Below are 18,741 nucleotides of genomic sequence, written 5' to 3'. Positions count from 1 at the left end.
GCCGGTGCGAACCGGCAGACGCGCCCGGGGGCGAAAGGTGTCCTATGTCGAACGCGGAAACACCCGCCGAGCACACCGGCGGGAATCCCGCCGCACCCACGGGCGGCCCGCTGGCCGACCTGCCGCCCCGGATTCGGGTGCACGCGCTGGCCAAGCTGCTCCAGTCGCACAGCCGGGACGTCCTCGCGAAGCTCGCCGAGCTGGGCGAAAGCGTGCGCAGCGCGCAGTCGAGCGTGACCAGGGACGTGGCGCTCAAGGTGGCCGAGGCCTTCGCGCCCGGTGAGACCGAAGACACGGTCGCCGAGTCCCCCGAGTCCGCCGCGCCGGCCCAGCCCGAGCAGACCCGCCCGCCGGTGCCCGAGGTTCCGGTGCCCGAGGTGCCGGTCGCCGAGGCCGAGAAGCCGCGGCCGCGGCAGAAGGCCCGCGCCCACCTGCCGGTGTTCGCCGCGCCGTCCCCGGTCTTCCTGCCGCCGGAGCCGGCCGAGCCCGCCGCCAAGCCGGTCCGCAAGCCGGCCGACCCGTTCGCGGAGCCGCCGGCGCGCCCCGAACGCGAGGTTGCCGAGGAAGAGGCCGAGGACACCACGCCGTCGGCCGACTCCGGGGCGGACGAGGACGAGGACGGCGGCAGCCGCCGTCGCCGCCGCCGGGGCCGTCGCGGCCGTGGCCGGGGCAAGGGTGCCGAGGGCGGCGACGAGACCGCCGAAACCGAGGACGACCAGGCCGAGGAGCAGCCGCGCCGCAAGAGCCGCAACGGCGACGAAAAGCCCGAAGCGGACACCGAAGAGGCCGAGGACGCCGAGTCGTCCGTGTCTTCGGATGCCGAGAGCGACGCCGACGAGGGGGAAGGCGGCAGCCGCCGTCGCCGCCGCCGTCGTCGCCGCAAGGGCTCGGACGGCGACGAGGCCGAGACCACTGACGACCCGCCCAACACCGTCACGCACGTCCGTCAGGCGAAGGCCGAGCAGCCCGAGCGCCCGGCGCGCGACGAGGTGCGCAGCGTCCGCGGGTCGACCCGGCTGGAGGCCAAGCGCCAGCGCCGCCGTGACGGCCGCGAGGCGGGCCGCCGCCGCGCCCCGATCCTGTCCGAGGCCGAGTTCCTGGCCCGGCGCGAGTCGGTCGAGCGCACGATGGTCGTCGCCGAGCACGGCGACTCCACCCAGATCGCGGTGCTGGAGGACGGCGTCCTCGTCGAGCACTTCGTGACGCAGTCGGGCTCCGGCTCGATCGTCGGCAACGTCTACCTCGGCCGCGTCCAGAACGTGCTGCCGAGCATGGAGGCCGCGTTCATCGACATCGGCCGCGGCCGCAACGCCGTGCTGTACGCCGGCGAGGTCGATTGGGACGCCGCCGGCCTGGAGGGCAAGGCCCGCAAGATCGAGCAGGCGCTGTCCACCGGCGACTCCGTGCTGGTCCAGGTGACCAAGGACCCGGTCGGGCACAAGGGCGCCCGGCTGACCACGCAGATCTCGCTGCCCGGTCGCTTCCTCGTCTACGTGCCCGCGGGCGGCGCCACCGGCATCTCCCGCAAGCTGCCGGAGAACGAGCGCCGCCGGCTCAAGGACATCCTCAAGCGGATCGTCCCGGAGGACGCGGGCGTCATCATCCGCACCGCCTCCGAGGGCATCGGCGAGGAGGAGCTGGGCCGCGACGTCGACCGCCTGAAGGCCCAGTGGGACGTCATCAAGGAGAAGGCCGCCGCCGGTTCCGGCAAGAAGGGCGGCGCGCCGACCATGCTCTACGAAGAGCCGGACCTGCTGGTCAAGGTCGTGCGTGACCTCTTCACCGAGGACTTCACCAAGCTGGAGATCCAGGGCAACCGGTCCTGGGAGACGATCAACGGCTACGTCAGCCACGTCGCCCCGGAGCTCACCGAGCGCCTCAAGCGCTACACCGGCACCGGCGACGCGTTCGCCGACCACCGGATCGACGAGCAGATCACCAAGGCCCTCGACCGGAAGGTCTGGCTCCCTTCGGGTGGCTACCTGGTCATCGACCGCACCGAGGCGATGACGGTGATCGACGTCAACACCGGTAAGTTCACCGGTTCGGGTGGCAACCTCGAGGAGACGGTGACCCGCAACAACCTGGAGTCGGCGGAGGAGATCGTCCGCCAGCTCCGGCTGCGGGACATCGGCGGCATCATCGTCATCGACTTCATCGACATGGTGCTCGAGTCCAACCGCGAGCTGGTGCTGCGCCGCCTCACCGAGTGCCTCGGTCGCGACCGCACGCGCCACCAGGTCGCCGAGGTCACCTCGCTCGGCCTGGTCCAGATGACCCGCAAGAAGATCGGCACCGGCCTGCTGGAGGCGTTCTCGACGCCGTGTGAGCACTGCAAGGGCCGGGGCGTGCTCGTCTCCACCGAGATCCAGCGCACGAGCGGCGGCTCGGCGCCGTCCCACGGCGGGAACGGCAACGGCGGCGGCAACAGTGGCGGCGGGGAGAAGAGCTCCCGCCGGTCGCGGGGCCGCGGCAAGGGCGAGGAGGCCGCCAAGGAGCAGGCCGAAGCCGCCAAGGCCGAGGTGCACGCGGTTCCGCCGCCGGAGCGGCGAGAGTCGATCGCGTCCGCGGTGGCGGCGGTGGCCAACGCCTCGAAGGCCGCCAAGGAGCACGACCAGGGCGCGCTGAACGGCAACGGACTCGCCCCGGAGCCGGCCAGGGAGGTCGCGGACGTCCCGGCGACCACGGAGGCCGACGAGACGCCGGTGGCGGCCGAGCCGCCCGCCGAGCCCGCCCAGGAGGTCGCCGGCACCCCGGTGACCACCGAGGCGGACGAGGTGCCGGTGCCGCAGGACGAGGAGCCCGAGGTCGAGCGGTCTTCGGCGCCGGAGCCGGCCGAGGAGCCGGTCACCGACGCCGAGGTCAGCGTGCCCGAACCGGCGGTGCGCTCCACCCGGCGCCGTCCGCGCCGGGCGGCGTCGCGGCCGGCGGGCCCGCCGGTGCACGCCTCCGACCAGAGCAAGTGAACGACTAGGGGGACCCCGGTGGTAACGCACCGGGGCACCCCACGTAACCTGTAGTACGGCCTGCCACCAGAGCAGGTCGCCTGCGCGAGTCCAGGACCGCCGTTCCACAAGGTGGGCCGATCGCGCGGAGCCCCCACCCATTGTCGAGTAATGCAGGAGACTTCCGTGTCGGCGTACGCGATCGTCAAGACCGGCGGCAAGCAGTACAAGGTGGCCGTCGGCGACGTCGTCGAGGTCGAGAAGCTCGAGGGCGAGCCGGGCACCGAGCACATCCTCCCCGCCGTTTTGTACGTCGACGGTGGCGATGTCACCACGGACGCCGACGCGCTGGCGAAGGTCTCGGTCACCGGCAAGGTCGTCGAGCAGACCAAGGGTCCGAAGATCCGGATCCACAAGTTCAAGAACAAGACGGGCTACCACAAGCGCCAGGGTCACCGGCAGAAGCTGACCCGCGTCGAGGTCACCGCCATCTCCCTGTAAGGGTTTCTCCGGATCTTCGTTTTGTAGAAAGAGGGCTGAGCTATGGCTCACAAGAAGGGTGCGTCCAGCTCCCGCAACGGTCGTGACTCGAACGCGCAGCGCCTCGGCGTGAAGCGCTTCGGCGGCCAGGAAGTCAACGCGGGCGAGATCCTCATCCGCCAGCGCGGCACCAAGTTCCACCCCGGCGTGAACGTCGGCCGTGGCGGCGACGACACGCTGTTCGCCCTGGCCGCCGGTGCGGTCCAGTTCGGCGAGAAGCGTGGCCGCAAGACGGTCAACATCGTGCCGGTCGAAGCCTGAGTCCCGGCTTCGATCTAGACCTCTGACGAGGGGTGGGGCCGGAATATCCGGTGCCACCCCTCGTTTGTTTTGTGTGTTCCCCGTTCGCGAGTGAAAGAGGCAAGTCATGGCGTCCCGGTTCGTGGACCGCGCGGTCATCCACCTGACCGCCGGTGACGGGGGCAACGGCTGTGCCTCGGTGCACCGCGAGAAGTTCAAGCCCCTCGGCGGCCCGGACGGCGGCAACGGCGGCAACGGCGGCGACGTCCTGCTGGTCGTCGACCCGAACGTGCACACCCTGCTCGACTTCCACTTCCGCCCGCACGCCAAGGCCGGCAACGGCAAGATGGGCCAGGGCAGCAACCGGGCCGGCGCGGCGGGGGAGTCGCTGGTGATGAAGGTGCCGTCCGGCACCGTCGTGTTCACCGAAGACGGCGAGATGGTCGCCGACCTGATCGGCCCGGGCACCACCTTCGTCGCCGCCCAGGGCGGCCGCGGTGGCCTCGGCAACGCGGCGTTGTCGTCGAAGGCCCGCAAGGCCCCGGGGTTCGCGCTGCTGGGCGAGCCGGGGGAGGCCCGCAGCCTGACGCTGGAGCTGCGCTCGGTCGCCGACGTCGGCCTGCTCGGGTTTCCGTCCGCCGGCAAGTCGTCGCTGATCTCGGTGCTGTCCGCGGCCAAGCCGAAGATCGCCGACTACCCGTTCACCACGCTGGTCCCGAACCTCGGCGTGATCACCGGCGGCGACACGGTGTTCACGATGGCCGACGTGCCCGGCCTGATCCCCGGCGCGTCCGAGGGCAAGGGCCTGGGCCTGGACTTCCTCCGCCACATCGAACGCTGCGCGGTGCTGGTGCACGTCGTCGACTGCGCGACGCTGGAGCCGGGCCGCGACCCGCTGTCCGATGTGGACGCGCTGGAGGCGGAGCTCGCGAAGTACACGCCGAGCCTGGGCGGGAAGCTCGAAGAACGCCCGCGTGTCGTCGTTCTCAACAAGATCGACGTCCCGGAGGCGGCCGAGCTCGCCGAGTTCGTCCGCCCCGACTTCGAAGCCCGCGGCCTTCAGGTGTTCGAGGTTTCGACGGCGTCGCGCAAGGGGCTGCGGGAGCTGACGTTCGCGCTGGCCGCGATCGTCGACAAGTACCGCGAGGCGCAGCCGGTGCTGGAGCCGGAGAAGATCGTCCTGCGGCCGCTGGCCGTCGACGACTCCGGCTTCACCGTCGAGGTCGACCCGGAGGAAGAAGGCGCGTTCATCGTGCGCGGCGCGCGTCCGGAACGGTGGATCCGGCAGACCGACTTCGGCAACGACGAGGCCGTCGGCTACCTCGCCGACCGTCTCAACCGCCTCGGCGTCGAGGACGAGCTGGCGAAGCTCGGCGCGAGGCCGGGCAGCCCGGTCACGATCGGCGACGTCCAGTTCGAGTGGGAGCCGTCGACGCCTTCGGTGGCGATGCACCTGTCCGGGCGCGGCACCGACGTCCGGCTGGAGCGCAGCGACCGGGTCGGCGCGGCCGAGCGCAAGGAAGCCCGCCGGGTCCGGCGTGAGGGTTCGGACGAGCTCGAGGACGACTTGGACGTCGACGAGTGAGCGGCACTCGCGAGGCGATCGCTTCTGCTCGCCGGCTGGTCGTCAAGGTCGGTTCGTCGGCCCTGACCACGGCGGGCAGCGGGCTCGACGTGGGCCGCCTGGACGCGCTGGTCGACGCGATCGCCGAGCGCGTCGCCCGGGAGACCCAGATCGTCCTGGTGTCCTCGGGGGCGATCGGGGCCGGGCTGGCCCCGTTGTCGCTGGGCAAACGCCCGCGTGACCTGGCCACGCAGCAGGCGGCGGCGAGCGTCGGGCAGCTGGCGCTGGCGCACGCGTACGCCGAGTCGTTCGGGCGGTACTCGCTGACGGTCGGGCAGGTGCTGCTGACGTCGGACGACGTCGTCCGACGGTCGCACTACCGCAACGCGCAGCGGACGTTTTCCCGGCTGCTGGCGCTGGGCGCGGTCCCGGTGGTCAACGAGAACGACACGGTGGCCACCGAGGAAATCCGCTTCGGCGACAACGACCGCCTGGCTGCCCTGGTGGCCCACCTGATCGGCGCCGACGCGCTCGTTCTTCTGTCCGATGTGGACGGCCTGTACGACGGCGACCCCCGCGGCGGCGCGACCCGCAAGCTGACCGAGGTCCTCTCGGAATCCGATGTGGACGGTATCTCGGTCGGCATGTCCAGCTCCGGCCTGGGAACCGGCGGCATGGTGTCCAAGCTCGCGGCCGCCCGCACAGCGGCGGGAGCGGGTATTCCGGTCCTGCTGGCGGCGGCCTCGGAAGCCTCGGCGGCGTTGACCTCGGCTTCCCCGGGAACGGCGTTCGCCCCGGCGGACACGCGCCTGTCGGCCCGCCGGTTCTGGCTGGGCTACGCGGCGGACACCACGGGCAAGCTCCGCCTCGACGACGGTGCCGTGACCGCGGTGGTCCGCCGCCGCAGATCCCTCCTGGCGGCGGGCATCACCGGCGTGGACGGCGACTTCCAGGCCGGCGACGTGGTCGACCTGGTCGACACCAAGGACCGCCCGGTGGCCCGCGGAGTGGTCGCTTTCGACGCGACGGAGCTCCCGGACCTGATCGGCCGCTCGACCCCCGAACTCCCGGCCGAGCAGCGCCGCGAGGTCGTCCACGCCGACGACCTCGTCCCCCTCCGCCGCTGACCCACCCCAGGTGGGCACTTTCACGTGAAAGTGCCCGCCTGTCCTCAGCCCAGCGAGACCAGGCGGGCCCCGCCGTCGGTTTCCAGGACCGTCCCCGTCAAATTCGGGTTTGTGGCCGCCAGCGTCACCACCTCCGCGACATCGTCCGCCGTCGCGACGCGGCGGACCGGGATCGCCGCCGCCGTCTGCGCGAAGAATCCCTCCCGCATTTCCGGCGGGAACCCGCTCCACCACGCCGTGTCGACCACTCCCGGCGACACGGCGTTCACCCGCCTCGGCGCCAGCTCGACCGCCAACGGCTTGACCAGCCCCTCGATCGCCGCGTTCAGCGCGCCGATCCCGGCCGTGCCGGCCATCGCCGCCCGGGCCGTGATCGCGCTGAGCAGGGTGATCGACCCGGCCGCCGCCAGGTGCGGCAGCACGGCCTGGATCGTCGTCAGGTGGGCCCAGAACTTCGCGTCGAACGCCCGCCGCAGCATGGCGAGGTCCAGCGTCTCGACCGGCCCCATGCCTTCCGCGCCGGACAGGCTCACGACCAGCACGTCGACCGTTCCCAGCGACGACGCCAGCGCGCCCATCGCCGTGGCGTCGCCGCCGTCGGCCTGGTGTCCGGTCAGCGATGGGTCGCTCGCGGCCACCTCATCGAGGCGCTCCTTGCCCCGTCCGGTGACGTGGACGTCGTATCCCCGCTGCTGCAGCCGTCGCGCGGTCGCCAGGCCGATGCCCGAAGTGCCGCCGGCCACGAGAGCGATGCTCATGCTTGTTCCCCATTTCGAACCGGTACGTCTCGTTTCGAAATTGACGCTACCATCGGATCCCATGACCGACCAGTCCCGCCCCGGCCGCAAGCGCAGTGAGCAGAGCCGGCTGGCGATCCTCGCCGCGACCCTCGAACTGGTCGCGGAGGCCGGCTACGGCGCACTGACCATCGAAGGCATCGCCGCCCGTTCGGGCGTCGGCAAGCAGACGATCTACCGCTGGTGGCCGTCGAAGGCCGACGTCCTGCTCGACGCGCTCGCGACGAAGGCGGACCTGCAGATCCCCGTCCCCGACCAGGGCTCCTTCCGCGCCGACCTGGCCCGGTTCCTGGGCAGCACTTTCGAGCTGGGCGGGAAGTCCCCGGTCGCGGACACGCTCCGGGCGCTGATGGCCCAGGCGCAGATCGACCCGGAGTTCGGCAAACGCTTCCGCGAGGACTTCCTGTTCCGTCGCCGCGACGCGCTCGCCACGCTCGTCGACCGCGCCGGCGAGCGTGGCGAACTCCCGGACGGCGTGCGCCCCGGCACGGTGCTCGACGTCGTGTTCGGGACGCTCTGGTACCGGCTCCTCGCGACGCGCGAACCGGTCGACCGCAGTCTGGCGGACGAACTGGTGGCGCTCCTCGCCGCCCGCTAAAGCCGTTCGGGCGCTTCGATGCCGAGCAGTTCGAGCCCGAGAACGAGTGCCTGTGACGTCAGCGCCGTCAACCTCAGCCGCGACGCCCGCAACTCCGGCGAAGACGCCTTCAGCACGGGACATTCCTCGAAGAACCGCGAGAAGGCGACGGCGGTTTCGTACAGGTAAGTACAGAGCTTGTGCGGCGCGTACGCGCTTGTCGCCGCCTTCAATGCTTCGCCGAACCTGAGCAGCTTCAGGGCCAACGCCCGTTCCGCCGGCGCTTCAAGCAGAACGTCGGTGCCTTCGGGCAGTCCGCCCGCCTTCCGCAGGATCGACTGCGTCCGCGCGTGCGCGTACTGGAGGTACACCGAGGTGTTGCCCTCCTTGGCGAGCATCCGGTCCCAGGCGAAGACGTAGTCCCGCTCCCGGTCACCGGACAGGTCCGCGTACTTGACCGCGCCGATGCCGAGCGCCCGGGCGACTTCGGCTTGCCCCGCCGCGTCGAGCTCACTGCGTTCGGCGACGACCGCGGCGGCCTGCGTCACGGCTTCGGTGAGCAGGTCCACCAGCTTGACGGTTTCGCCGGCCCGGGTCCGCACGGCCTTGCCGTCCGCGCCCAGCACCGTGCCGAAGCCGACGTGCTCGGCGTGCCCGGTCAGCCAGCCCGCGGCGCGGCAGGCGGCGAACACCATCGCGAAGTGCTGGGCCTGCGGCGTTCCGACGACGTAGAGCAGGTCGGTGGCGCCGCGTTCAGCGGTCCAGTACCGGACGGTCGCCAGGTCCGTGGCGGCGTACCCGTAACCGCCGTCGCGCTTGCGGACTATCAGCGGCAGCCGGTCGCCGTCGCGGTTGCGGAATCCTTCGGGGAACACGCAGATCGCGCCGTCGCTGACTTCGGTCAGACCGGCTGCCTCGAGGTCGGCGACAACTGCGGCGAGGTAGGGGTTGTAGAAGCTTTCGCCGTAGATGTCCTTGTTAGTCAAGGAGATCCCGAGCAGGTCGTAGACCTCGTTGAAGTGCCGGGTCGACTCGTCGACGAGCTCCTGCCAGACGGCGAGGGTGTGTTCGTCGCCGCTCTGCAGCTTGACGACACGAGTCCGCGCCCGAGTCGCGAACTCTTCGTCGCTGTCGAACTTCCTGCGTGCTTCGCGGTAGAAGGCGTCGAGGTCGGCGATGGCACGTTGCCCGGCGGAGACGTCGAGGAGGTGCTCGATGAGCATGCCGAACGGCGTGCCCCAGTCGCCGAGGTGGTTGTGCGGCAGCACTTCGTGGCCGGCGAACCGCAGCAGGCGGGCGAGTGCGTCGCCGATCACGGACGAGCGCAGGTGCCCGACGTGCATTTCCTTGGCCACGTTCGGGCTGCTGTAGTCGAGCGCGATCCGCCGGGGTGCGGGAGTTTCCGGCACACCGAGGCGAGGATCACCGAGCAGTGCGCCGGTGCGCTCTTCGAGCCAATCCCGGCGCACCACGAAGTTCAGGAAGCCCGGCCCGGCGACTTCCGGCGGATCGGCGATCCCGTCGAGCTCCAGCGCTCCGGCGATGAGCGCGGCGACCTCGCGCGGCGGACGGCCGAGCTGCTTGCCCAGGCTCATCGCGAGGTTGGCCTGGAAGTCGACGCCTTCCCGCGGGGACGCCTGGACCAGCGCCTGTTCCGGGGTCAGTTCGACGTCCAGTGCCTGACCGGCGGCGGCCACCACGCGGCGCGCCAGTTCCTCGGTAACGTCGGCGGTCTGCTGCACGGTGTCCCTCCTTCGGCTCGGTCACGAAAGCCCGCAGCGTAGCGAGCGTGACCGGCCGATGACGAAGGGTTTACCGCCTGCCTCCTCCCCTCAGGCCGTGCTGGCCAACGCGAACGGCAGTACCGCGGGCGCCCCGGCCCGCCGCAGCAGCCGCGCGGCCAGCGTCATCGTCCAGCCGGTGTCGATGACGTCGTCCACCAGCAGGATCGGCCCGCCCGGCAGCGTCTGCGCGAGGTCCGCGGGCACGCTCATCCGCCGCCACAGGTCGGCCAGCCGTTGCGCGCTGTTCGCCTGACGCGGCGGCGGCCCCTCGGCGTCGAGCGCGCCGAGGAAGTCGAGCCTGCCGATTTCGGCCAGCCGCGTCGCCAGGCTGTACACCAGTTGCGGCCGCGTCGACGACGGCACCGCGACGACGGCGACCGGCCGTTGCGCCCACTGCCAGCCGGCGAGCACCTGCACGCACGCCTTGAACACCGAGTCCGGTACCTCGGCGTCCTGCGCCTGGGGGCCGACGAGCTCCCGCAGCCGGTTGCCCCAGCCGACGTCGGTGAGCCGCCCGAGCACCTGGCCCGGCTCGGCCTGGTCGTCGGCGGAGATCCGGCCGGAAACCGGAACGTCCAAAGAGGACATCCCGGTCGGCCACTGCTTCCGCGGGGCGACCTCGACACCCGGCCGCTGGAGCCGCTCGCGGGTTGCTTCGGCGACGTCGTCGGCCACCGTCGTGTCCCAGTGCTGCCCGGTGCAGTTGTCACACCGCCCGCACGGCGCCGCCTCGGGGTCGTCGAGCTGCCGCCGCAGGTACTCCATCCGGCAGCCGCCGGTGGCGAGGTAGCCGAGCATCGCCTCCTGCTCCCGGTCGCGCGCCTCCGCGACCCGCCGGTACCGCCCGCGGTCGTACTGCCACTCCTCGCCCGTGCTCGTCCAGCCGCCCTTCACGCGGCGGACGGCGCCGTCGACGTCCAGCACCTTGAGCACCATTTCCAGCCGTGACCGGGACAGCTCGACCGACGGCTCCAGCGCGGCCGTCGACAGTGGACGGTCGGCGTACGCGAGGGTGTTCAGCACCTGCGTCACCCGCAGCTCGTCGGGGAAGGCCAGCGACCCGAAGTACGCCCAGATCGCCTTGTCCTCCTCACCGGGCAGCAGCACGACCTCGGCGCGTTCCACGCCACGCCCGGCGCGGCCGACCTGCTGGTAGTAGGCGATCGGGGACGACGGCGCGCCGAGGTGCACGACGAACCCCAGATCCGGCTTGTCGAACCCCATGCCCAGCGCGGACGTCGCGACCAGGGCCTTGACGCGGTTGGCGAGCAGGTCGTCTTCGGCCGCCTGCCGATCGGCCGGGTCGGTCTTGCCGGTGTAGGCCGCCACCGGGTACCCGCGGTCCTTCAGCAGTGAAGCGACGTCGTGCGCCGCCGCCACGGTCAGCGTGTAGATGATCCCGGAGCCCGGCAGCTCGGCCAGGTGCTCGGCGAGCCAGGCCAGCCGCGCCTGGGACGTCGGCAGCCGGCACACCGACAGCCGCAGGCTTTCCCGGTCGAGGCTGCCGCGCAGCACCAGCGTGTCCGCGCCGGTGCCGAGGCCCAGCTGCTCGGCGACGTCGGTGACCACGCGGTCGTTCGCGGTCGCCGTCGTCGCCAGCACCGGCACGCCCTCCGGCAGATCACCCAGCAGGGTGCGCAGCCGCCGGTAGTCCGGCCGGAAGTCGTGGCCCCAGTCCGAAATGCAGTGCGCCTCGTCGACCACCAGCAGGCCGGTGCTCGCGGTCAGCTTCGGCAGCACGTTGTCGCGGAAGTCCGGGTTGTTCAGCCGTTCGGGGCTGACCAGCAGGACGTCCACCTCGCCGGCCGCGACCGACGCCTGGACCTGGTCCCACTCCTGCGCGTTCGCGGAGTTCATCGTCGCCGCGTGGATCCCGGCGCGCGCCGCCGCGGAGATCTGGTTGCGCATCAGCGCCAGCAGGGGCGAGACGATGACCGTCGGCCCGCTGCCCTGCTCCCGCAGCAACGCCGTGGCCAGGAAGTACACCGCCGACTTGCCCCACCCGGTGCGCTGCACGACCAGCGCGCGGCGCCGCTGCGCGACCAAGGCCTCGATGGCGGTCCATTGGTCTTCGCGCAGCTTCGCCGAGTCGCCGGCCAGTGCCCGGAGGAGGGTCTCGGCGCGGTCGCGGAGTGGTGAGGTGGTGCTGGTCGTGTCCACGTCCCCACGTCTACCCCATCCCACCGACAGATCGGGAATCGGCGGCGTCGCGAACGGAGCGTTCGCGACGCATACGGGCCGTATTGTGATCCAAATCACAGGTTGCGGCCCGGTCGGGCGAGGTGGCGAAGAGCACCGGGCTTCCCGGCGCTGCGCCTTATAGGCTCTGCGGTCATGTCACCACGGCGGATCGGGGTCATGGGCGGCACCTTCGACCCCGTGCACCACGGCCACCTCGTCGCGGCCAGCGAGGTCCAGTCCCGATTCGAGCTCGACGAGGTGATCTTCGTCCCCACCGGGCAGCCGTGGCAGAAGACCGCCCGCGAGGTGACCAAGGCCGAGGACCGCTACCTGATGACGGTGATCGCGACCGCGTCCAACCCGGTCTTCTCGGTCAGCCGCGTGGACATCGACCGCGGCGGCCCGACCTACACCGTCGACACCCTGCGCGACCTGCACGCCCAGTACCCCGACGACGAGCTCTTCTTCATCACCGGCGCCGACGCCCTCGAACAGATCCTGACCTGGCACAAGGCCGACGAGCTGTTCGACTTCGCGCACTTCATCGGCGTCACGCGGCCCGGTTACCGGCTCAACTCCCACCACCTGCCCAGCGGCAAGGTGAGCCTCGTCGAGGTCACCGCGATGGCCATTTCGTCCACCGGCTGCCGCGATCGGGTCGAACGCGGGGAGCCGGTCTGGTACCTCGTCCCCGACGGCGTCGTCCGCTACATCGCCAAGAACGACCTGTACCGGAAGAGCGACTGAACCACTGTCGGTGCCTGCGGGTACCCTTCTCGGGCGAACCCGATCCGAAAAGGAGCACTGTGGCAGCCACGTCCGAGGCTCGAGAGCTGGCCGTAGCGGCCGCCCACGCGGCGGCGGACAAGAAGGCCAGCGACGTCGTCGTGCTGGACGTGTCCGAACAGCTCGTCATCACCGACGCCTTCGTCATCGCCTCCGCGTCCAACGAGCGCCTCGTCGGCGCGATCGTCGACAACGTCGAGGAAAAACTGCGGGAGAGCGGCCACAAGCCGGTCCGCCGCGAAGGCGCCCGCGAAGGGCGCTGGGTGCTGCTCGACTACGTCGACGTCGTCGTGCACGTCCAGCACGTCGAAGAGCGCACCTTCTACGGCCTCGAGCGGCTCTGGAAGGACTGCCCGCGCATCGAGGTGGAAGGTCTCGAGGAGCCACCCGCCGACGAGGACCCGGACGTCCCGTGAGCCCGCGGCGGCTGGTGCTCTGGCGTCACGGCGAGACGGACTACAACGCCGCCGGGCGGATGCAGGGTCACCTCGACTCGGCGCTGACCCCCCGCGGCTGGAACCAGGCCCGGTTCGCGGTGCCCGCACTGGCCCGCTTCTCCCCGGATCTCGTCATCGCCTCCGACCTGCGCCGGGCCACCGACACCGCCACCGTGCTCACCGATGCCATCGGCGTCCCGCTGCGCATCGACAAGCGGCTGCGCGAGACGCACCTGGGCGAATGGCAGGGGCTCACCGGCGAGGAGGTCGACCAGGCCTACCCCGGTGAACGCGACCGCTGGCGCACCGACGCGACCTGGGCGCCTCCGGGCGGCGAGAGCCGCGTCGACGTCGCCGACCGCGCGGGCGAAGTCGTCACCGACCTGCAGCAGGCCAACTCCGCGGCGGGCGACACCGTGCTGCTGGCCGCGCACGGCGGGCTGATCATCGCGCTGACCGCGCGGCTGCTGAACCTGCCGGTCACGACCTGGCCGTCCCTCGGCGGGATCTCGAACTGCCACTGGGTCGAGCTGGGCCGTCGCGACGGGAAGTGGCGGCTGCACGCCTACAACGCGGGGATGCACGGCTAGCCGATGGGGCCGCGCCTGCTGGTGTTCGGCGATTCGCTGAGCTTTCACGGTCCCGAAGGACCCTGCGCCGCGGACGAGCCGCGGCTGTGGCCCAATGTCGCGGCCGCCGCCCTCGGTGGCACCGCCGACCTGGTCGCGGGCATCGGCTGGAACGCCCGCGACGCCTGGTGGTCGCTGACCGGTGATCCGCGGGTCTGGGCCGACCTGCACCACGTCGACGCGGTCGTGTTCGCGATCGGCAGCATGGACACGCTGCCCTCGCCGTTGCCCACCTACCTGCGCACCGGCCTGCGCTACCTGCGGCCCGACCCGCTGCGGCGCGTCGTGCGCAAGGCCTACCTCGCGGCGCAACCGCGGCTGGCGGTGGCGCTGCGCGGCAAGCCCGCGGTGCTGCCGGCCAAGCTCACCGTGCAGTACCTCGACACCGCCGTGGGCGCGCTGCGCGTCCTGCGGCCCGAGCTGCCGATCTTCGGCTGGCTGCCGTCGGTCCACCGCGCGGCGGCCTACGGCGGCGTGCACACCGCGCGCCCGGCCGCGGCGGCGGCGATGTCGGCGTGGAGCTCGCGAGCGGGAGTTCCGTTGCTGGACCTCGAAGCCGTCGTGGGGGAGCACGTGCTGAGCGGCGCGGGCAACCCGGACGGCATGCACTGGGGCTGGCCGGGGCACGCCGCGGTGGGCGAGGCGATGTCCGTGTTGATGGCGCCGGAGCTGGCCCCCGGCCACGTAGGCTGACGGCGTGTCGGTCGCCGTAGTCACGGATTCCACCGCCCACCTGCCGGAGGGCTTCGCCGAACGGCACTCGGTCCGGGTGGTGCCCCTGCACGTGCTGGTCGACGGCGTGGTTTCCCTCGACGGCGTCGAGACCGGACCGGCGGCGGTCGCGGAGGCGATGAGGCAGCGGAAGATCGTCACGACGTCACGGCCGACTCCTGCCGAATTCGCGAAGGAGTACCAGGCGGCGTTCGCCGACGGCGCGGACGCGATCGTGTCGGTGCACCTGTCGCGCGAACTGTCGGGCACCTGGGAAGCGGCGGTGCTGGCGGCGCAGGAGATCGGGCCGGACCGGGTCCGCGTCGTCGACTCGCGGACGACCGCGATGGGGCTCGGGTTCGCCGCCCTGCACGCCGCTTCGGCCGCTTCGGCCGGCGCTTCGGCGGCCGAGGTCGAGGCCGCCGCGGTGACGGCGGCCGGCTGCTCGTCGACGTTGTTCGTCGTGGAAACCCTGGAGCACCTGCGCCGCGGCGGCCGGATCGGCCCGGCGGCGGCGCTGCTGGGCACGGCACTGGCGGTGAAGCCGGTGCTGCACATGTCCGACGGCCGGATCCTGCCGCTGGAGAAGGTCCGCACGATGAACCGGGCGATCGCGCGCCTGGTCGAACTCGCGGCCCAGGCGGCGGCCGACGACGACGTCGAGCTCGCCGTCCACCACCTCGCCTCGCCGGAACGGGCGGTGGAGCTGGCCAACCGGCTCGAAGAGGCCGTGCCGCGCTCGGCGGGCTGCGTGGTTTCCGAGCTGGGGGCGGTGATCGGGGCGCACACGGGTCCCGGGGTGCTGGGGGTCGTCGTCCAGCGGACGGTCCCGCGGTTGGCACTCAGGCACGACTGAACCACCCGGTTCCGGGCTCGGCACCGGCAATCCATCCACAACACCCCGGTTGTCCACAGGACGCAACGCCACCCCTGTCGGACCCCGCCCCGCGCCCCCTAACGTCGATCGTGTGTTCGAGCAGTCCGCCCGGGATCCGGGCTCTTCCGTCAACGACCGGCTCTCCTGGCTGGCCGACCAGCTCTCGCCCGATGCGAGCACGGTCGGCCCGGGAGGCCGGCTGGTCCGGCGCTGGCTGCCGGGTGGAACGGCCGGTACCGGCCGCCGCCGGTGGGCGCTGGCCGGTGTCCTCGCCGCGGTCGTGGCCGTCATCCTCGGCGCGGTCGCGCTGGCCGGCGGCGGGCCGCCACCCGAGCCACCGCCCGCGCTGCCCACCGCGAAACCGGTGGCGGAGGCGCGCGCGGCGCCGCCACCGGGGCTGGTGATCAGCGTGATCGGCCGGGTCCGGTCACCGGGCTTGGTCACGGTGCCCCAGGGCGCCCGCGTGGCGGACGTCCTGCGCGCGGCGGGTGGTCCGGAGCCGGGCGTGGACGTGGGTGCACTGAACCTGGCCCGCAAGGTGGCGGACGGCGAGCAGCTGGCCGTCGGTGTCCCGGCGCCGGCCGCACCACCGGACTCCGGAGCTTCGGCGGCCGGCGCCAAGGTCGACCTGAACACGGCGTCGGCGGATCAGCTGGACACGCTGCCGGGCGTCGGCGAGGTGATGGCCAAGCGCATCGTCCAGTGGCGCACGGACCACGGCGGATTCACGAAGGTGGAGCAGCTGCGGGACGTCGATGGCATCGGCGAAAGCCGGTTCCAGAAACTGAGGGAGCAGGTGACGGTCGGATGATCGCCATCCTCGTGCCTGATGTCCGGCTCTCGGCGGAGTGGGGGAAGGCGAGCCTGCTCGTGGCGGGAGGGCGCGTCCGGACGGCGGGCACCCGGCGGGCTGCGGTCGGCGCCGGTGATGCGGCCGGGTTCGGTCGTGCGGGGGAGGTGGCGGCGGCATGAACACCGCCCCCGTGGCCGACACCCGGCAGGACATGCGGCTCGTCCCGGCGGCAGTGGTCTGCTGGCTGGCGGCGTTGGCCGGTCTTCTGTCCGGCTGGTGGACGGCCGTCGCCATCGGCCTCGCCTCGGCGGTCCTTGCCGTGCTCGTGCTGTGGCGAGCGCGCGACCATCCCCGGGCGCGCGACGCGGCGGCGGCCCTGCTGGTCCTGGGCCTCCTGGCGGCAGGCCCGATCTCCTGGCGCATCCGCGACGCCCAGCGTGACGAGCTCCGCACCGCAGCGGCAGAAGGGCTGCCGGCGGTCTTGCGGGTCACCATCGCCGAACGCCCGAAGCCGGTGCGCAGCGCGGGATACGCCGACCGGCAAGCGGGCGCTCGCTCGGTCGTCCTCGCGGCCGACGTCCGCACGGCATCGGTCGACGGACGGCCGGTTCCGTCATCCGGCCGCGTCCTGCTGCTGGCTCCGGTCGACCAGTGGACGTCCCTGCTGCCCGGCCAGGAGGTCACCGGGACGGGCCTGCTGATGCCGCCCCGCGGCGCGGACCTGACCGTGGCGGTGCTGTCGGTACGCGGTCCGCCGGCGGATCCCGGCCCCTCACCGTGGTGGCAGCGGGCCGCGGCCGGGCTGCGCGCCGGTCTCCACGACCTGTGCCAGGTCCTGCCGGACGAACCGGCGGGCCTGCTGCCGGGACTGGTGCTGGGCGACACGAGTGCGTTGTCCCCGCGCGTCGAGCAGGAGTTCGTCGCCGCGGGCCTCGCGCACCTGACCGCGGTCAGCGGCGGCAACCTGGCGGTGATCTGCGGGGCGGTCCTGCTCCTGTTGCGGCTGCTCCGGCTCGGGCCGCGCCTGTCGGCCGCGGCGGCCGGGACCTGCCTGGCCGGGTTCCTCGTCCTGGTCGGTCCGGAGCCGAGCGTGCTGCGCGCGGGCGTCATGGCGGCCGTGGCGCTCCTCGCCCTGGCGCTGGGCCGCCGCGGTTCGGCGCTGCCCGCGCTGGCCTTCGCGGTGTGCGTGCTGGTGGTGGCGGATCCGGCGATGGCCACGGACTTCGGCTTCGCGCTGTCGGTGTGCGCCACCGGCGGGCTGGTCCTGCTCGCGCCCCGCTGGGCCGAGGCCCTCGTCCGGCGGGGGATCCCGCCGGGCTTCGCGGAAGGGCTGGCGATCCCGCTGGCGGCGTTCCTCGTGACGGCGCCGGTGCTGGCCGGCATGGCGGGCTCGGTGAGCCTGGTTTCGGTGTTGACCAACGTCCTCGCCGCGCCCGTGGTGGCCCCGGCGACGGTGCTCGGCGTGCTGGCGACGGTCACCGGCCCGTGGTGGCCGGGGGCCGGGAAGGTCCTGGTCCACCTGGCCGACCCGGAGGCCCGCTGGCTGATCACCGTCGCCCGGCACGGCGCGCGGGCCCCGGGCGCGGTCATCGCCTGGCCCGGCGGCTGGATGGGCGGTCTCCTGGCCGCCGCCGTCCTCGTGGTGCTGGTGCTCGCGGTCCGGCACCGCCGGGTGCGGGTGCTGATGGCGGTGCTCGTCGCCGGCGCACTGCTGGTGTTCGTGCCGGTCCGAGTGCTGGCCCCGGCTTGGCCGCCCCGGAACTGGGCAATGGTCGAATGCGACGTCGGTCAGGGCGACGCGGTCGTACTGGCGACCGCCGAGCCGGGACGCGCGGTCGTCGTGGACGCCGGCCCCGAGCCGGGCCCGGTCGACGAATGCCTGCACCGGCTGGCGGTCGACCGGATTCCGTTGCTGGTGCTGAGCCACCTGCACGCCGACCACATCGGCGGCCTCACCTCGGTCTTCGACGGCCGCACGGTCGGCGCGATCGCCGTCGGCCCTGGGCGCTCGCCGGGGTGGGCGTGGCGCCAGGTGTCCGCCGAGGCCACCCGGCGGGCGGTGCCGCTGGTGGAGCTGAACCCGGGCGAGCGGCTGGCCTGGCCGGGCTTGGCGCTCGACGTCCTGGGCCCGCGTTACGTACCGGCCCGTGCGCCCGAACGACCGGACGGCACGACGATCAACAACAGCTCGGTGGTGCTGCGAGCGGAGACCCCAGCGGGCCGCATCCTGCTGACCGGCGACGTCGAACTGGCCGCGCAGGCGGACCTGCTGGCCGACATCGGAAATCTGAAGGCGGAGGTGTTGAAGGTCCCGCATCACGGAAGCCGCTACTCGCTGCCCTCGTTCCTCGCGGCGGTGGTCCCACGGGTGGCCTTGGTCAGCGTGGGCGCGGGAAACCCCTACGGACATCCCAGCAAATCCACAATAGACACCTTGACGGCCCTAGGTGCCCGAGTAACCCGCACCGACCTGGACGGCGACACGGCAGTACTAGCCGGAACAGCAATATCCCGCCGCGGCGAGCCCCGCGGCCCACCACACCGGTGACATCCGCTCGGCGGCAGGGTTTCCGGCCCGGGGGCGGTTCGGTTCGGGGCGATGTGGCGTTCTGTGTGGCTGGCGGCGTTGTTTCGCCGGTGAGCGCTCGCTGGCGACGGCCCCCGTTGCGGCGAGCGAAGTCCCGCCCGAGTCGGCGCGGCGTTTTCCGGGCCGCGACCTCTCCGCCACCAGACCGCCGAGCCCCGACGGACCG

17 protein-coding genes are annotated in these 18,741 nt (G+C 72.4%); 14 read left to right on the top strand and 3 right to left on the bottom strand.

Translation table 11 applies throughout. The annotated features are described in order from the left end of the window. Positions 1 to 44: 44 nt before the first annotated feature. From ACFPLC_RS01090 to proB, 5 genes are all read left to right on the top strand, one after another. Complete coding sequence (locus ACFPLC_RS01090; RefSeq protein WP_378196871.1) at positions 45 to 2,966, top strand: translation initiation factor IF-2 N-terminal domain-containing protein; 2,922 nt, start codon at positions 45 to 47, stop codon at positions 2,964 to 2,966. Positions 2,967 to 3,131: 165 nt separating this feature from the next. Further along, positions 3,132 to 3,446, top strand: a complete 315-nt coding sequence (rplU, locus tag ACFPLC_RS01085) for a 50S ribosomal protein L21 (protein ID WP_003067132.1) — start codon at positions 3,132 to 3,134, stop codon at positions 3,444 to 3,446. Between the two features lie 42 nt (positions 3,447 to 3,488). Further along, positions 3,489 to 3,746, top strand: a complete 258-nt coding sequence (rpmA, locus tag ACFPLC_RS01080; protein ID WP_206793069.1) for a 50S ribosomal protein L27 — start codon at positions 3,489 to 3,491, stop codon at positions 3,744 to 3,746. A gap of 106 nt (positions 3,747 to 3,852) precedes the next feature. After that, positions 3,853 to 5,310 carry a GTPase ObgE gene (obgE, locus tag ACFPLC_RS01075; protein ID WP_378196866.1) on the top strand — a complete coding sequence of 486 codons (1,458 nt, stop codon included), beginning with the start codon at positions 3,853 to 3,855 and terminating at the stop codon, positions 5,308 to 5,310. Beyond that, positions 5,307 to 6,416 carry a glutamate 5-kinase gene (proB, locus tag ACFPLC_RS01070; protein ID WP_378196863.1) on the top strand — a complete coding sequence of 370 codons (1,110 nt, stop codon included), beginning with the start codon at positions 5,307 to 5,309 and terminating at the stop codon, positions 6,414 to 6,416. Before obgE ends, proB begins: the two co-directional genes overlap by 4 nt. Positions 6,417 to 6,460: 44 nt before the next feature. On the opposite strand, the gene ACFPLC_RS01065 is transcribed toward proB, so the two are convergent. Beyond that, entirely contained in the window at positions 6,461 to 7,174 is a 714-nt protein-coding gene (locus ACFPLC_RS01065; protein ID WP_378196861.1) for an SDR family oxidoreductase, read from the bottom strand. A gap of 61 nt (positions 7,175 to 7,235) precedes the next feature. On the opposite strand from ACFPLC_RS01065, the gene ACFPLC_RS01060 reads away from it, so the two are divergent. Then, the gene (locus ACFPLC_RS01060; RefSeq protein WP_378196858.1) at positions 7,236 to 7,811 is read left to right on the top strand and encodes a TetR/AcrR family transcriptional regulator; all 576 of its coding nucleotides are present in this window, start codon (positions 7,236 to 7,238) and stop codon (positions 7,809 to 7,811) included. On the opposite strand, the gene argS is transcribed toward ACFPLC_RS01060, so the two are convergent. Next, complete coding sequence (argS, locus tag ACFPLC_RS01055) at positions 7,808 to 9,532, bottom strand: arginine--tRNA ligase (protein ID WP_378196855.1); 1,725 nt, start codon at positions 9,530 to 9,532, stop codon at positions 7,808 to 7,810. The two genes, ACFPLC_RS01060 and argS, sit on opposite strands and share 4 nt — an antisense overlap. 90 nt (positions 9,533 to 9,622) lie before the next feature. Next, a complete protein-coding gene (locus ACFPLC_RS01050) occupies positions 9,623 to 11,734 on the bottom strand; it encodes a RecQ family ATP-dependent DNA helicase (protein ID WP_378196852.1) in 2,112 nt (703 codons plus the stop codon). A 198-nt stretch (positions 11,735 to 11,932) separates the two neighbouring features. Between ACFPLC_RS01050 and nadD the strand changes: the two genes are divergently transcribed. The 8 genes from nadD to ACFPLC_RS01010 all read left to right on the top strand — a co-directional run bounded on the left by nadD (position 11,933) and on the right by ACFPLC_RS01010 (position 18,536). Then, positions 11,933 to 12,502 (top strand): nicotinate-nucleotide adenylyltransferase, encoded by a 570-nt coding sequence (nadD, locus tag ACFPLC_RS01045; protein WP_229902549.1) that lies wholly within the window; start codon positions 11,933 to 11,935, stop codon positions 12,500 to 12,502. Between the two features lie 59 nt (positions 12,503 to 12,561). Beyond that, positions 12,562 to 12,957, top strand: coding sequence for a ribosome silencing factor (gene rsfS / locus ACFPLC_RS01040; RefSeq protein ID WP_378196849.1), 396 nt, complete (start codon positions 12,562 to 12,564; stop codon positions 12,955 to 12,957). Further along, entirely contained in the window at positions 12,954 to 13,568 is a 615-nt protein-coding gene (locus tag ACFPLC_RS01035; protein WP_378196846.1) for a histidine phosphatase family protein, read from the top strand. Before rsfS ends, ACFPLC_RS01035 begins: the two co-directional genes overlap by 4 nt. Before the next feature lie 3 nt (positions 13,569 to 13,571). After that, positions 13,572 to 14,300 (top strand): diglucosylglycerate octanoyltransferase, encoded by a 729-nt coding sequence (gene octT / locus ACFPLC_RS01030; RefSeq protein WP_378196843.1) that lies wholly within the window; start codon positions 13,572 to 13,574, stop codon positions 14,298 to 14,300. Positions 14,301 to 14,304: 4 nt separating this feature from the next. Beyond that, positions 14,305 to 15,174: a DegV family protein gene (locus ACFPLC_RS01025; protein WP_378196840.1), complete on the top strand. Its 870-nt coding sequence runs from the start codon at positions 14,305 to 14,307 to the stop codon at positions 15,172 to 15,174. A 112-nt stretch (positions 15,175 to 15,286) separates the two neighbouring features. Then, complete coding sequence (locus ACFPLC_RS01020) at positions 15,287 to 16,006, top strand: ComEA family DNA-binding protein (RefSeq protein ID WP_378196837.1); 720 nt, start codon at positions 15,287 to 15,289, stop codon at positions 16,004 to 16,006. Next, positions 16,003 to 16,167: a hypothetical protein gene (locus ACFPLC_RS01015; protein WP_378196835.1), complete on the top strand. Its 165-nt coding sequence runs from the start codon at positions 16,003 to 16,005 to the stop codon at positions 16,165 to 16,167. The genes ACFPLC_RS01020 and ACFPLC_RS01015 overlap by 4 nt, the downstream gene beginning before the upstream one ends. Next, positions 16,164 to 18,536: a ComEC/Rec2 family competence protein gene (locus tag ACFPLC_RS01010; RefSeq protein WP_378196832.1), complete on the top strand. Its 2,373-nt coding sequence runs from the start codon at positions 16,164 to 16,166 to the stop codon at positions 18,534 to 18,536. Before ACFPLC_RS01015 ends, ACFPLC_RS01010 begins: the two co-directional genes overlap by 4 nt. Positions 18,537 to 18,741 lie beyond the last annotated feature (205 nt).

The organism is Amycolatopsis plumensis, assembly GCF_042652605.1.
GTDB lineage: Bacteria > Actinomycetota > Actinomycetes > Mycobacteriales > Pseudonocardiaceae > Amycolatopsis > Amycolatopsis plumensis.
Note: the sequence above shows the minus strand (reverse complement) of the source record. Positions and strands in the feature narration are given on the sequence as shown.

Excerpts from the sequence above, each read along its gene's own strand:
- ACFPLC_RS01090 (WP_378196871.1), top strand. The coding sequence starts at position 45 with ATGTCGAACGCGGAAACACCCGCCGAGCACACCGGCGGGAATCCCGCC.
- rpmA (WP_206793069.1), top strand. The coding sequence starts at position 3,489 with ATGGCTCACAAGAAGGGTGCGTCCAGCTCCCGCAACGGTCGTGACTCG.
- obgE (WP_378196866.1), top strand. The coding sequence starts at position 3,853 with ATGGCGTCCCGGTTCGTGGACCGCGCGGTCATCCACCTGACCGCCGGT.
- ACFPLC_RS01065 (WP_378196861.1), bottom strand. The coding sequence starts at position 7,174 with ATGAGCATCGCTCTCGTGGCCGGCGGCACTTCGGGCATCGGCCTGGCG.
- ACFPLC_RS01060 (WP_378196858.1), top strand. The coding sequence starts at position 7,236 with ATGACCGACCAGTCCCGCCCCGGCCGCAAGCGCAGTGAGCAGAGCCGG.
- nadD (WP_229902549.1), top strand. The coding sequence starts at position 11,933 with ATGGGCGGCACCTTCGACCCCGTGCACCACGGCCACCTCGTCGCGGCC.
- octT (WP_378196843.1), top strand. The coding sequence starts at position 13,572 with ATGGGGCCGCGCCTGCTGGTGTTCGGCGATTCGCTGAGCTTTCACGGT.
- ACFPLC_RS01015 (WP_378196835.1), top strand. The coding sequence starts at position 16,003 with ATGATCGCCATCCTCGTGCCTGATGTCCGGCTCTCGGCGGAGTGGGGG.
- ACFPLC_RS01010 (WP_378196832.1), top strand. The coding sequence starts at position 16,164 with ATGAACACCGCCCCCGTGGCCGACACCCGGCAGGACATGCGGCTCGTC.